The organism is Streptococcus alactolyticus (assembly GCF_012277075.1).
GTDB lineage: Bacteria > Bacillota > Bacilli > Lactobacillales > Streptococcaceae > Streptococcus > Streptococcus alactolyticus.
This window is the reverse complement of sequence record NZ_JAAXMT010000006.1, coordinates 1-15,099: the sequence shown is the minus strand read 5'-3', so window position 1 is coordinate 15,099 and position 15,099 is coordinate 1. Positions and strand designations below refer to the sequence as shown.

The following is a 15,099-nucleotide window of genomic DNA, read 5'->3' as shown; positions in this document are numbered from 1 at the left end:
TTTTGGCAACCATTCAGACCACAACCAAAAATCCCAATCTGGGGGATTGGGATTTGCTTGGTCATGAAAAAAGTTTTTTTAGGAGTGTCTTTAGTATAGTTGGGGTGACTTAATGAAAACTAAAAAAAGCCTTTCAGAAAACTTAAAAACCTCAACCCTGAGGTTGAGGCTATTATTGTTACTATGTTATTTAAATAAAAGGGAGGTAGTTATATGATCTTAGTGACGGAAGTGACGGACACCTGTAAAGATCATAGTAAGTCCGTATTTATCAGCCATATCAATTGATTCTTGGTCACGAACAGAACCACCAGGTTGGATAATGGCTTTAACACCAGCGGCAGCAATTTCTTCCACGTTGTCTGCAAATGGGAAGAAAGCGTCACTAGCAAGTACCGCACCGTCAAAGCGGTCTTTAGCTTGGTCAAGAGCGATACGAACAGATGCCACACGGTTGGTTTGACCAGGACCAACACCAAGCGTCATGTGGTCATTTGTCACGATAATACCATTTGATTTGACATACTTGATCGCTTTCCAAGCAAATTCAAGGGCTGTTTGTTCTTGTTCGCTTGGTTGACGTTTTGTCACGACTTTCCAGTCAGCTGGATTTTCTTTGATAACGTCTTGGTTTTGCACCAAAAGGCCACCTACAACACCAGTGTATTCTTTTTCCACTTCGCTCGCTTCTTGCGCTTCAAATGGCAATTGAAGAATACGCAAGTTTTTCTTCTTCGTTGTCAAGATTTCAAGCGCTTCTTCTGAATAGCTTGGTGCGATGATAATTTCAAGGAAAATAGCGTGCATTTTCTTAGCTGTTGCTGCGTCCACTTCACGGTTAAGCACGACAATACCACCAAAGATTGACACTGGGTCTGATTCGTAAGCATAATCCCAAGCTGTTTCAATGTCGTCTGCTTGCCCAATACCACATGGGTTCATATGTTTAAGCGCCACAACAGTTGGACGGTCTTTGAAATCACGGATAATGCGGATAGCCGCATCAGCATCACGGATATTGTTAAATGACAATTCTTTACCGTTCAATTGTTTCGCTGACGCAATTGAATAAGCCGTAGGCAAGGCATTTTGATAGAAATCAGCGTCTTGTTGAGGATTTTCCCCGTAACGCATTGGTTGTTTCAAGTCATAAGTCAAAGTGAGTTTTTCAGGTTTTTCTTCACCCACTTGTTTAGTAAAGTAATCCGCAATCAAAGCATCGTAAGCTGCTGTGTGACGGAAGACTTTAGCTGCCAAACGTTTACGTGTTTCCACACTTGTTTCACCAGTAGCTTTCAATTCATCTAACACAACAGCGTAGTCTGCTGGGTCAACAAGAACGGTCACGCTGGCATGGTTTTTCGCTGCTGAACGAAGCATTGACGGACCACCGATGTCAATGTTTTCAACGGCATCTGCGTAAGTCACGTCTGATTTCAGAATCGTTTCTTTAAATGGGTAAAGGTTTACCACAACAAGGTCAATCAGCTCAATGTGATTTTTCTTAGCTGCTTCAAGGTGGCTGTCAAGGTCACGACGAGCCAAAAGACCACCGTGAATGTTTGGGTGAAGGGTCTTCACACGTCCATCCATCATTTCAGGAAAACCAGTCACATCGTCAATTGCGATCGTGTCAACACCTGCTTTATCAAGTGCTACTTTTGTTCCCCCAGTTGAGATGATATCCCAACCTAATTGTTTCAATTCTTGGGCAAATTCTACAATACCCGCTTTATCAGAAACACTAATCAGTGCACGTTTTGTCATTTTTTCTCCTTTTAAAACGAATTTTCGTTTATCCTTATTTTCTCTCAACACCCAAACTCTCCAAAACTTCTGGATAGAGTTGGTATTCATGGTCATGAATGCGAGCTTCAAAACTGTCAATGGTATCATCAGCTAGACGTGGCACACGGACTTGCTTGATGATTTGTCCTGTGTCAACACCACTATCAACCCAGTGAATGGTCACACCTGACTGGCTGACACCAGCTTCCCAAGCATCCTCAATGCCATGAGCCCCTGGAAATTCAGGCAAATAAGCTGGATGAATGTTGATGATACGTCCCTCGTAAGCTTTTAGCAAAGTTGGGTCAACAATTTTCATGTAGCCTGCCAAGCACACCAAATCAATGTCATATTGCTCCAGCAAGGCAACAATAGCATCTTCGTAAGCAGCTTTATTGTCAAATTCCTTTAATTCAAAAGCATGGGCAGGCACACCAAGCTTTTCAGCACGCTCTAAAACATAAGCATCTCGGTGGTCTGAAAAGACAAAGGCAACGGGAAATTGCTCTGCAATAACTTGAAAATTTGACCCGTTACCACTCGCAAAAACGGCGATCTTTTTCATTATTTAATCACCACACTTGCATCTGCTTTTTTGACAATACGACCAAGTTCATAAACAGGTTCATCGAACAATTCTTTCACGCGCTCAACCTTGTCAGGACTAACTGCCAACATCAAACCAATCCCCATGTTGAAGATTTCAAACATTTCATCGTGTTTGAGCTCTCCGTATTTTTCAAGGGCTTTGAAGATAGGAAGAACAGGCACTTTATCCTCTTCAATTTCAGCAGCCAAGTCATCTGAGAACATACGTGGCACATTTTCGATGAAACCACCACCTGTGATGTGGGCAATACCGTTTACCAATTCTTCTTTGATAAGGGGTAGTACCGCTTTAACATAGATACGAGTTGGTTCAAGAAGCACTTCTTTCAACGGTTTGCCTTCAAGTTCTGGAAGCACTTCATCACCTGTATAATCAGCAAAGACACGACGCACAAGTGAGTAACCGTTTGAGTGGATACCGCTTGAAGCAAGTCCAAGAAGAACATCACCTTCAGATACTTTTGAACCGTCGATAATTTGTGATTTTTCCGCAACACCTACGGCAAAACCAGCCAAGTCATAGTCGTCTTCACCGTACATACCAGGCATTTCAGCGGTTTCACCACCAATAAGTGCTGCACCAGATTGCACACAACCTTCCGCAACACCCGCAACCACTTGTTCCAATTTAGCTGGTTCGTTTTTACCAGTCGCAATGTAATCTAGAAAGTAAAGTGGCTCTGCACCCGCTGCGATGATGTCGTTGACACACATGGCAACACAGTCTTGACCAATCGTATCGTGTTTGTCGTATTTGATGGCAAGCATGAGTTTTGTTCCCACACCGTCCGTTCCTGAAATCAAGACAGGTTCTTTCACACCAGTTTTAGACAGGTCAAACATCCCACCAAAACCACCAAGAGCGCCCATAACGCCCGCACGTTCTGTACGTGCAACGTGTTTTTTGATACGAGCAACAACTTCATAACCCGCTTCAACATCAACACCAGATTGAGCGTAAGCATTTTTTGTCATAAATAAATTCTCCTTTTTGGGAAATAGCTGAGCTATTATAAAACTAATTCTCTAAAAGCCTTATTTTTCCAAATAAAAGCTGGTTTTTTCCTCTAAACTCTTGAGGTAAGGTTCTTCATAATCGTACAGTGGTGTTGGGTATTTGCCGTCAAAGTAAGCAACACAAAGACCACCATTTGGAGCATCTGTGTCAATACCGATAGACTCAATCAAGCCATCAATCGACAAGTAAGTCAAACTGTCCGCACCAATAATCTCACAAACTTCTTCTTTCGTATGGTTAGCTGAAATCAACTCACGACGATTTTGAATGTCAATACCGTAGAAACATGGGTATTTCAATTCAGGGCTACCAATAGCCACGTGAACTTCTGTGGCACCAGCTTCACGCAAGAGATTCACGATACGACGAGAAGTGGTTCCACGCACGATAGAATCGTCAACCATCACCACGCGCTTGCCTTTAACAACCCCTGAAACCGCCGAAAGTTTCATACGAACCCCTTCTTCACGCAATTCCTGTGTCGGTTGGATAAAGGTACGTTGAGTGTATTGATTTTTGACCAATCCCATTTCATTTGGAAGGCCTGATTCTTCCGCAAATCCCATAGCTGCTGAAAGCGATGAATTAGGCACCCCAACTACGATATCTGCTTCGTGTTGGAATTCTTGTGCCAAACGTTTCCCCATATTCTTACGAGCAGTGTGGACATTGACACCGTAGATATCACTATCTGGACGTGCAAAATACACGTATTCCATTGAACAAATAGCTAATTGCGTATCTGTTGTGTAAGTGTCGTACTGGATACCGTTGTCATCGATAATCACGATTTCACCTGGCTTCACATCACGAACCCATTTGGCACCGATAACTTCAAAGGCACATGTTTCACTTGAAACTACCCAAGCTCCATTTTTCATTTGACCGATTGACAAAGGACGGAAACCATTTGGGTCAAGCGCTGCAATCAATTTATCTTCTGTCATCAAAAGGTAAGCAAAACCACCTTTTACAGTATTGAGGGCTTCTTTGACTTTTCCTATAAATTCAGGATTGTGACTACGGCGAATCAAGTGCATCAAGATTTCAGTATCTGATGAGGCGTTAAAGATAGCACCTTGGTCCTCCAACTCTTTTTTCAATGACAAAGCATTTGTCAAATTCCCATTGTGGCACAAACCAAATTGCTCGTCAGTGAAGTTGTAAAGAAACGGTTGGATATTATTGATAGAAGCTGAACCTGCTGTCGCGTAACGCACGTGACCAATAGCAGCGGTCCCTGTTAATTTTTCCAAATCAGCAGGATTTTTAAACACTTCTGAAAGAAGACCTGTATCACGGTGTTGAAGCAACTTACCGTTATCATTTGTGACGATACCAGCCCCTTCTTGACCGCGGTGTTGGAGGCTATGAAGGCCAAAGTAAGCAACATGAGCTGCTTGAGGGTGGCCCCAAATGCCAAAAACGCCACATTCTTCATTAAGAGATTTTACTTCATATGTCATTATTTTTTTACCTAGATTCTTGTTAATAAGAAATTTTCTTGATTAGTTGACAAGATAAGGCACCCTTGTACCTTATCTTGTCCTCTTGTTGTTTATTTAGCAAGGTCTAACCTTTTGTAAAATACTCAACGGCGCTACGGAATAAGTGTTGGTCCTTGTTTCCTGGAATATTTTGGAAAAGACCATCTTCGTAACGTTCTGAGTGTCCCATTTTACCAATGATTTGACCATTTTTACTTGTAATACCTTCAATAGCGTTGACAGAACCATTTGGATTGTATTTAGAATCCATGCTTGGTTGACCGTTGAAATCAACGTATTGGCTAAAGATTTGACCGTTATCACGGAGTTCTTCAAATTCAGCAGCATTGACAACGAATTTCCCTTCACCGTGTGATACTGGAATAGCGTGGATATCTCCCACTTCAACACCAGCAAGCCATGGTGAATTTGTGTTGGCGATACGTGTTTCAACCATTTTCGCCATGTGTTGGTTAGCATCGTTGTAGAACAAGGTTGGACTTGTTTCTGTGGCATCTTCAAAGTTACCGTATGGAAGCAATCCTGATTTAACCAAGGCTTGGAATCCATTACAGATACCAATGATAAGCCCACCTTTTTCGATAAAACTGTCAATAGCCGCACGAACTTTTTGGTTCAACAAGATGTTCACGATGAATTTTGCAGAACCGTCTGGCTCGTCCGCTGCTGAGAAACCACCTGCAAAGAAGATGATGTTTGCTTTTGCGATATTGTCAACCATCGTATCAACAGAAGCTTCAATAGCTGCTTCGTCAAGCGTTACAAACGGAACCAAGTTCACTTTGGCACCTGCTTGTTCAAAGGCCTTAGCCGAATCGTACTCTGAGTTTGTTCCTGGGAAAACAGGGATGTAAACCAATGGTTCAGCCACTTTTTCGCTGGCTTTGATAACGGCATCTGAAGCCACAGCTGGCACATCTTCGATAACTTGGCTTTGCTCAAATTCTGTTGGATAAACCTCTTCAAGCGTACCTTCAAAGGCTGCTAACAAGATTTCTCCAGAAAGGGCAACGCCGTTGACTGTCAACGTAAAGTCAGCACTTGTCTTACCAATTTTCACAGCGTCAGCAATTTCTTCAGCAGATGTAAAGATAAAGCCACCGAGTTGAGCTGTCAAGCTTGTGTCAAGATCAGCTAATTCAACTGTCGCACCGATGTGATTTCCAAATGTAGCCAAAGCCAAGCTTTCCATCACACCACCGTATTTAACAGCAGATGCTGATGTGATATGGTGTGCTTTTTGAATCGCTTCAAACCTTGTAAAGTTTGACTTAATCAAATCAAAATCAATATCTTGTGAAATAGCTTGACCAGGAAGGTAATAAACGTACTCACCAGCTGCCTTAAATTCTGGCGAAAGCACTTTGCGACTATCTGCCGTTGTCACACCAAAGGCAACCAATGTTGGCGGTACTGTTAATTCTTCAAATGTCCCTGACATTGAGTCCTTACCACCAATTGATGGCAAGCTAAGTTGTAACTGTGCTTCGATAGAACCAAGAAGGGCTGAAACAGGTTGACCAAAGCGGTCAGCTTGTTTGTCCATACGTTGGAAGTATTCTTGGTAAGAGAAACGTGCTTTAGACCAGTTTGCACCTGTCGCCACCAAACGTGCTGTCGCTTCGATAACGGCATAGGCAGCACCGTGATACGGTGACCATTCTGCAATGTAAGGGTTGAAACCTTGTGCCATGACAGAAGCTGTTGTTGTCACACCATTTTGAACAGGTAATTTTTGAACAGAACTTTCTGTTGGTGTGATTTGATAACGACCACCGATTGGGTGGTTAACGGTTGAGCGACCAACTGAGCTATCAAAAATAGTTTGAAGCCCTTTTTGGCTGGCATGGTTAAGGTCTGAAAGAACTGTTACAGTATCAGCTTCCAAGGTTTCAGCTGAAGTTGTGCGTTGTTCTGGCACATCAACTTGGCTATCAACCACGTTAGCATCGACAACTACGCGCACACCGTTTGTATCAAGGAAACGGCGCTCGATATCTACAATCGTTTGCCCATTCCATGTCATAACAAGATTTGGTTTTTCAGTCACAGTTGCCACTACAACCGCATCGATATTTTCCTTATGACAAGCAGCAACAAAAGCATCGATGTCTTTTGGACGCACCACAACGGCCATACGTTCTTGCGATTCTGAAATGGCAATTTCTGTTCCGTTAAGCCCTTGGTATTTCAATGGCACTTTGTTCAAGTCAATTTCAAGACCATCAGCCAATTCACCAATCGCAACACAGACACCACCAGCACCAAAGTCATTTGATTTCTTGATAAGGCGTGTCACATCGCCATTACGGAAAAGACGTTGGATTTTACGTTCTTCAATGGCATTCCCTTTTTGAACTTCAGCACCAGCTGTTTCAACAGATTCAACGGTTTGAACCTTAGAAGAACCTGTCGCACCACCGACACCATCACGCCCTGTTTTACCACCAAGAAGGATAACCACGTCACCTGCTTCTGGTTTTTCACGCACCACATTTTCCTTAGGTGCTGCACCGACAACCGCACCAAGTTCCATGCGTTTGGCTACAAATCCAGGGTGGAAATATTCTTTAACATAAGTCGTTGCAAGGCCAATTTGGTTACCGTATGATGAATAACCATGAGCCGCTGTTTTTGAAATCACTTGTTGAGGCAATTTCCCAACGCGTGTGTCAGCAATTGACATGGTAATATCACCAGCACCTGAGATACGCATGGCTTGGTAAACATAAGAACGCCCTGACAATGGATCACGGATAGCCCCACCGATACAAGTCGCAGCGCCACCAAACGGTTCAATTTCAGTTGGGTGGTTATGAGTTTCATTTTTGAACATCAACAACCATGGTTCTTTGACACCATCAACGTCCACTTCAATCTCGACAGAGCAAGCGTTGATTTCGTCAGATACTTCCATGTCGTCCAAACGGCCATTGGCACGCTCATAGCGTCCAAAAATAGTCGCCATGTCCATAAGCGTTTGTGGTTTTTCAGAACGCCCCAATTCATCGCGCATCGCAAGGTATTTATCATAAGTTGCTTGCAATTGCTCTTGGAATTTAGAAGCTGAAAAATCAAGGTGTTTTAGTTCGGTTTCAAAAGTAGTGTGACGGCAGTGGTCTGACCAATAAGTATCCAAAACTTTCAATTCTGTTTCAGTTGGCACACGTCCAATTGATTTGAAGTAATCTTGGATAAAGACAAGGTCATCCACTTCCATTGCCAAGCCTTGCTCTGCCTTATATTTAGCAAAATCAGCTGCTGTATAAGTCTTGAAAAAGTCAAGGTTCGGAATAGTTTTATCAGATTCTGAGAATGCTTGTGGAGCAATTCCTGTCGTGATATCTTTGAAGCGAGAATCTACTGGATTCAACAAATAATGCTTAACAGCTTCCAATTCAGACGCTTCGATATCTTTATTTACCAAGTAAAGTTGAGCGGTATTAACCGTTACATCGTTGCCACTACCCAATAAAAGCAAGGCTTCTTGAGATGACGCCGCACGTTGGTCAAATTGGCCTGGAAGTGATTCAATCGCAAAGAAAGCATAGTCTGACAAGGCCGCAACCACATCACTTTCTGCCAAAATATTATCCGTTACTGGTTCAGAAAAAATATGCTTTTCTGCACGCGCAAAAAGCGCTTCGTCTAGCTGAAAAACATCATACACTTGAATGATGCGTAAATCAGTCAAACTGTTTAACTGAAGATTGTGCTTAAGCTCTTTGATAAGTGCTTGCGCTTTAACGTTAAAATGTGATTTTTTCTCAACAAAAATGCGTTTATCCATTCCCTATCCTTTTAAGAATTTTCTTTCTAGTAGCTTACCAGTACACCGTACCGAGCTTTTTTATCCAAGTCCTTGCAATTTTTCAAGAACCACTTCGTAAACATCTGTTAGGTTACCCAAGTCACGACGGAAAACATCTTTATCCATATGGTGACCTTCCGCATCCCAAAGACGGCAGTTATCAGGTGAAAATTCGTCCGCAAGGATGATATGACCATCCTTATCCTTACCAAATTCCAATTTAAAATCAATCAATTGAAGTCCAATTTGGTTGAACCAATCTTTCAACAATTCGTTGATACGACGTGTTTCAGCCTTGATGTAAGCAATACCCTCATCACTTGCAATACCAAGGAATTTCACGTGTTCATCGTTGATGAATGGGTCGTCCAAGTCATCGTTTTTATAGTAAAATTCAACAATCGGTGTTTCTAGCTGAATGCCTTCTTCCACACCAAATCGTTTTGAAAATGATCCTGCAGTCACATTACGCAAAACAACTTCAAGCGGAATAATATCAACTTTTTTGTTCAATTGTTCGTTTTCTGACAATTGTTTAACAAAGTGGGTTGCAATACCTGCTTCATTTAATTTCGTGAAAATTAAAGACGAAATCTGGTTGTTAAGCACCCCTTTCCCTTTGATGGTTTCCTTACGAGCACCATTAAGCATGGTTGCTTGATCTTTATAAACTGAAATAATCACATCTTCATCATCTGAAGTTGTGTAGATATCTTTGGCTTTTCCCGTATAAATCAGTTTTCTTGACATTTATTTGTTCGCCTTTCACCTTTATTCAAATAGATTTTAACATACGATGTCATTTTTTTCAACATTTAACAGACTTTTTGAGAATTCAAAAACAAAAACGTTCACCTTACGCGAACGTTTCTTTCTAATTTATCCGATTATTTAAATAATCTGTCAATTCACCAAGAGAGGCCAAATCTTCCACATCTTCATCGGGAATACTGAGTTGAAAAGCTTCTTCCAAATCAATAATAAGTTCCACTAACTCGATAGAATCAAGCCCCAGGTCTTTTTGAATATCCATTGAAGTGGTTAAGGTTAGGTCTGGATTTTTCACTTGTCCTCGAACCACTTCTGCCATTTTATTAAAAATCATTTCTCTTGTCATATGCTTTAATCCTCAACAGTAAAAGCATCGACCAGCTGCTCAACAACTTTTGTTTCTAGCATGGTGCGTACTTGTTTGATGGTGTAGAAAACAGCTTGGGCATCACTTGAACCGTGGCATTTAACCACAGGAGCTTTCAAACCAAAGAGAACCGCACCGCCTGCACGCGTATAATCCATCGTATCTTTCAATTGGTACAAGCTATTTTTCAATAAAAGGGCACCTAATTTTGCTCTGAAACCACCTGATTGAATAGATGATTTCAAGCTACCCATGATGTTAAGAGCTGTTCCTTCCATGGTTTTAAGCACAGCGTTTCCCGTGAAACCATCGGTCACCACAACGTCAGCTACGCCATTCATCAAATCACGCGCTTCCACATTGCCAACAAAATGCAAGCTTTTATCTTCTTCTAACAAGGCATAAGTGTCCTTATGAAGTGGGTCACCCTTAGTCGCTTCCGTACCGTTATTGAGCAAGCCTACACGCGGATTGGCAATGCCACGCACATTTTTAGCATAAAAAGAACCAAGCGTTGCATACTGATGCAAATGTTTTGGCGTATTCTCCGCATTTGCTCCCAAATCCAACATATCATAGCCCTTGCCATCAGTCGTTGGTAGCGTAGACATCAAACCTGGACGATCAACGCCTTTAATGCGACCAATCACAAACAAACCAGCCGCTAAAAGCGCCCCTGTATTTCCCGCAGAAATCACGGCATCTGCTTTCGTGTCTTTAACTGCCTGAGCAGCCAGTACCATGCTCGCTTTTTTCTTACGGCGAATGGCTTTGACAGGCTCATCATCTGAATTAATCTTTTCTTCCGTATGCACGATTGTCACACGTTCAGTTGCTTTCAAATATTGTTTTATCTTGCTTTCATCACCATAAAGTTGCACTTCAATATCTGAAAATTCAGCGAGAGCTTGATTCACTCCTTCGACAATAGCTTTAGGGGCGTTATCACCACCCATAGCATCAATTGCAATTGTTTTCATGTCATTTCCTCACAAAATATAATCACCCCATTATAACACGATTTAGCATTTTTTTCAGTTTTATAAAAACAACAAGGGATTTTCAGAAAAAAATAAAAAACTGTCGGCAATCCTTGAAAACAAGGTACCACCAACAACTTTTAGGTCATAATATCTCCCCACGTTCCCAAATCATCGATAAATTGCTTACTTTTCAAATGTAAACCCACATAAGTCTGATACAGGTCATCAATGAACAAACGCAATTTTTGCTTCATCTCAGGTTTAATGGAAATGGTTCTTAAATCATCAAAATGAATAGCTTGAAAACGGTCCACCAAATAAAGCATATTGGGGTCGAGGTGGCTACGATGATTATCTTTGTGGTAATGCTCTGGGCAAAGCAAGCCCGAATACCGATGCGAAAAATCAAAAGGCAAACCCACACGATGACAAAAAATACATTCATGAAAATTAAGGCGTACACCAAATCGCTCTAAAATCTGAATTTCAAAGATATTGGTCAAAATAGCGTAATCAAGACCTTCTTCCATTAAAGAAAGAGTCTTTTGTAAAAAGGCAAATAAAGGAGCATCTGCCACATGGTCGCTCAAAGCCGCATCTGTCAAAGCTGTGACATAGGACGCATAAGACAGTTTAAACAAATCTGCGTTGATGGCCTTAAAGGTTTCCACTTCCTTATAATCCTCGATGAAAGACAAGCCCTCATCATTCAATTTTAAAATGAATTTTGCAATGGTCAAAGGCTGGAGAACCGCTGCTAACTTAGACTTGCTAGCATGTCTGACAAAAAACATATACTTGCCATCCGTTTCGGTAAAGAGTTTGACCAGCTTGTCATCCTCACGATAATTGCGGTTGTAGAGAACAAGCCCATAAGTTTCCTTAGTTTGCATGTTCTTCCATAAATTCTTTCAAGCGCTCCATCGCAGTTGTGATGGTTTCCATGCTAGCAGCATAAGACAAACGAAGGTAACCTTCACCGTATTTTCCAAAAGCAACCCCTGGGATAAAGGCAACAGCTTTTTCACGAGCAAAATCCTGACAAAATTTAAACGAATCTTGCTCATAACCCTCTGGAATTTTAGCAAAAATGTAGAATGCCCCATCAGGTTTGATAATCTTAAAGCCAAGTGCAGACATCTTGTCTATAATGTAATCACGACGTTTCACGTACTCAGCTTTCATTGGTAGCGCATCGTCCTTGCCGGCAGAAAGAGCTTCAATAGCTGCAAATTGTGCCATCGTTGTCGCAGCTGTCACCAAATATTGGTGACTCTTAATCAATTGTGCCGTAAAAACAGCAGGTGCAAAAATCAAACCAATTCGCCAACCTGTCATGGCGTGCGATTTTGACAAGCCATTGATTAAAATGGTTTGTTCTGGCAAATATTCTGCAATTGAAACGTGTGGCTCATCCGTGTAGGTCAATTCTGAGTACACCTCATCTGAAATAACAAAAACATCGTATTTTCTAAGAACATCCGCCAAAGCCTTAATTTGCTCACGCGAATACGTCACACCAGTTGGATTGGTTGGATAATTAAGCAAAACAGCCTTGAGCGAATCTCCTTGCTCTAAAATAGCTTGTTCCAATACCTCTGGCGTCAACACAAAGTCATTCCCTGTTGTATCAATCTCCACAATATCAGCCCCAACAAGATTGACAATTGGTTCGTATCCAGGATAAGCTGGTGCTGGCAAAAGAACCGTATCCCCAGGCTCTAAAATAGCAGTCAAAGTCGCAGACAAGGCTTCCGTTGCCCCGATAGTCACCAAGATTTCATTATCTGGATTATAGGTCAAATGGTACTTGTCTTTAACAAAATCAGCCGCAGCTTGACGCAGAGCCACCAAACCAGCCATTCCCGTATAATGGGATTGGTTGGCATCAATAGCCGCCTTAGCAGCCTCTTTAACATGCTCAGGCGTTGTAAAATCTGGTTCCCCCAGAGTCAACTTCATAATCCCTGGCACATCCGAAATGGATTGGTCAAACTGACGAATCAAAGATACTTCGATTTTATCTAAATACTTATTAAAACGATTAGTCAAGCCCATAACAATCTCCCTTTATGTTTAATTATATCTATTATACATAAAATTCTAATAAAAGCCAGAACCTTTCAGACTAGACCAACATAAAAAGAGAGAACCAAAGTGTTCTCTCCACATTTCGACTTATTTTGCCGTGTCCATTCCAAATAAAGGCGATAACGGACGTTTTTCATGAATACGAGTAATAGCTTCACCAATTAATTCAGCAATTGAAATTTGCTCAATCTTATCAATTAAACGTTCTTCTGGAAGGTAAATCGTGTCTAAAACAACGAGTTTTTCAATCGCTGATTTTTCGATATTTTCAAGTGCAGGACCAGATAAGACAGGGTGAGTACATGACGCATACACAGCAGTCGCACCCGCTTCAGCAAGTGCATCAGCCGCATGACAAATGGTACCCGCAGTATCAATCATGTCATCAATCAAGATACATTTCTTACCTTTAACGTTACCAATGATATTCATCACTTCACTTGTGTTCATTTTAGTGACACTACGACGTTTATCAATAATAGCAATTGGTGTTTGGAGGAATTGTGCCAACTTACGAGCTCGTGTCACACCACCATGGTCAGGACTAACAACAACGACATCTTCACCAACTAAACCATGACGGTCAAAGTAATCCGCAATAAGAGGTGCACCCATCAAGTGATCCACTGGAATATCAAAGAAACCTTGGATCTGAGCAGCGTGCAAATCAACCGTCAACAAACGATCAACTCCTGCTACTTCAAGCATATCTGCAACCAATTTAGACGTAATTGGTTCACGTGATCTTGCTTTGCGGTCTTGACGTGCGTAGCCATAATAAGGCATGACAACACTGATGGTTTCAGCACTAGCTCGTTTCAATGCGTCAACCATAATCAAGATTTCCATCAAATTGTCATTAACAGGTGAACTTGTTGATTGTAAAATAAAGACATGACGCCCACGAATTGACTCTTCGATATTAACTTGAATCTCACCATCAGAAAACTGACGAACTGATGATTTTCCAAGCTCAATTCCCATAGCCGAAGCCACTTTTTCTGCCAATTCCTTGTTTGACGATAATGCAAACAGTTTTAAATCAGAATAAGACATGATTTCCTCCAAAGTTTTTATCCTCTAATATTTTACCGTTTTTCTCTCTATTTTTCAACAAATAAAAGAAGGGATTACCTTGCCTTTAAAAAGGAAGCAGCAAAAACATACTAAGATTAGTAGTGAGAAAATCTCCGACGGGAGATAGTACTCTCTACTTTTTCTTTTATGTTAAAGTAGTGGTGTCTTGTTAGGTCGAGTTCTCTTTTGACGCTAGACGTCGTATCAAAAACTGGCAAGACACCTGTTTTAGGAAGAATGTTATCAAAGTATGTGGGACACAAGATGTCGAGTATTGAAAATGAAATCACTAAAACAAGGAATCATTCAAGACAAAGAGGTAATATGATGCGTACAGTATTTGGAATTGATGTCAGTAAGGCAAGTTCAGAGGTGGCTATTGTCATCAATGGCGAGAAAATTCATGGATACACCATGCCAAATGACACTATCGGTTTTACTCGCCTATTAGATGATTTAAAAACCGTTCAAAAGCCCGAGATCATTTTTGAAGCAACAGGTGTCTATTCGCGTCGTCTTCAAGCATTTCTTGAAGAAAATGGATACGCTTATACACAGCTAAATCCTTTGGAAGCGAAAAAGCAATTAGACAGTTTGCGTGTCCGTAAAACGGATAAAATCGATGCCGAAACATTAGCGATATCTCAATTTGTACTGAATCGTAAGCCAACTTATATCCAAGAAGAAGTCTATCAAGAACTGCGCGATTTAAGTAGATTCTATCAGAACTTAACGGAGGATATTGTCCGCACTAAGAATCGATTGCACAAGGTCTTACAAGTTACCTTTCCTGAGATGGAAAATATCTTATCAACGCCAACTAGAGAGCAATACTGGAACTTGGTCATGACGTTTCCTTACAAGGACTTCGTGCTTGAGTTAAGTAAAGATGAGCTCTTAGAAGGTATTCGGCAATCTACTTCAAAACACATTTCCGACAAACGCGTGGCTTACTTAGCACAAAAGCTTGCAGCACTAGCCAATCAGTCTTATTGTACCGTCAAGAAAAACTCTCCAATACTTGAAGAAGTTCGTTACTATGCCAAAGAACTACTCAGACTTTCTGAACAAAGACA

At 41.3% G+C, this 15,099-nt stretch carries 12 protein-coding genes; 1 reads left to right on the top strand and 11 read right to left on the bottom strand.

All coding sequences use genetic code 11. The annotated features are described in order from the left end of the window. Positions 1-219: 219 nt before the first annotated feature. The 11 genes from purH to HFK82_RS04825 all read right to left on the bottom strand — a co-directional run bounded on the left by purH (position 220) and on the right by HFK82_RS04825 (position 14,002). Positions 220-1,767 carry a bifunctional phosphoribosylaminoimidazolecarboxamide formyltransferase/IMP cyclohydrolase gene (purH, locus tag HFK82_RS04875; RefSeq protein WP_168261038.1) on the bottom strand — a complete coding sequence of 516 codons (1,548 nt, stop codon included), beginning with the start codon at positions 1,765-1,767 and terminating at the stop codon, positions 220-222. A gap of 34 nt (positions 1,768-1,801) precedes the next feature. Then, complete coding sequence (purN, locus tag HFK82_RS04870; RefSeq protein WP_168261037.1) at positions 1,802-2,353, bottom strand: phosphoribosylglycinamide formyltransferase; 552 nt, start codon at positions 2,351-2,353, stop codon at positions 1,802-1,804. Beyond that, entirely contained in the window at positions 2,353-3,372 is a 1,020-nt protein-coding gene (gene purM, locus HFK82_RS04865; RefSeq protein ID WP_154454871.1) for a phosphoribosylformylglycinamidine cyclo-ligase, read from the bottom strand. Before purM ends, purN begins: the two co-directional genes overlap by 1 nt. A gap of 60 nt (positions 3,373-3,432) precedes the next feature. Continuing rightward, entirely contained in the window at positions 3,433-4,881 is a 1,449-nt protein-coding gene (purF, locus tag HFK82_RS04860) for an amidophosphoribosyltransferase (RefSeq protein WP_154454870.1), read from the bottom strand. Between the two features lie 106 nt (positions 4,882-4,987). Beyond that, entirely contained in the window at positions 4,988-8,713 is a 3,726-nt protein-coding gene (locus tag HFK82_RS04855; RefSeq protein WP_168261036.1) for a phosphoribosylformylglycinamidine synthase, read from the bottom strand. A gap of 60 nt (positions 8,714-8,773) precedes the next feature. After that, a complete protein-coding gene (purC, locus tag HFK82_RS04850) occupies positions 8,774-9,484 on the bottom strand; it encodes a phosphoribosylaminoimidazolesuccinocarboxamide synthase (RefSeq protein WP_154454868.1) in 711 nt (236 codons plus the stop codon). Positions 9,485-9,608: 124 nt separating this feature from the next. Further along, a complete protein-coding gene (locus HFK82_RS04845; protein WP_168261035.1) occupies positions 9,609-9,839 on the bottom strand; it encodes a phosphopantetheine-binding protein in 231 nt (76 codons plus the stop codon). Positions 9,840-9,856: 17 nt separating this feature from the next. Next, complete coding sequence (gene plsX / locus HFK82_RS04840; RefSeq protein WP_168261034.1) at positions 9,857-10,852, bottom strand: phosphate acyltransferase PlsX; 996 nt, start codon at positions 10,850-10,852, stop codon at positions 9,857-9,859. Between the two features lie 140 nt (positions 10,853-10,992). Beyond that, a complete protein-coding gene (gene recO, locus HFK82_RS04835) occupies positions 10,993-11,748 on the bottom strand; it encodes a DNA repair protein RecO (RefSeq protein WP_168261033.1) in 756 nt (251 codons plus the stop codon). Continuing rightward, a complete protein-coding gene (locus HFK82_RS04830) occupies positions 11,738-12,913 on the bottom strand; it encodes a pyridoxal phosphate-dependent aminotransferase (RefSeq protein ID WP_168261032.1) in 1,176 nt (391 codons plus the stop codon). The genes recO and HFK82_RS04830 overlap by 11 nt, the downstream gene beginning before the upstream one ends. A gap of 120 nt (positions 12,914-13,033) precedes the next feature. Next, a complete protein-coding gene (locus HFK82_RS04825; protein WP_154454863.1) occupies positions 13,034-14,002 on the bottom strand; it encodes a ribose-phosphate diphosphokinase in 969 nt (322 codons plus the stop codon). Positions 14,003-14,350: 348 nt separating this feature from the next. On the opposite strand from HFK82_RS04825, the gene HFK82_RS04820 reads away from it, so the two are divergent. Beyond that, positions 14,351-15,099: IS110 family transposase (locus HFK82_RS04820; RefSeq protein WP_336498136.1), on the top strand; the 749-nt coding region annotated here is incomplete at its 3' end.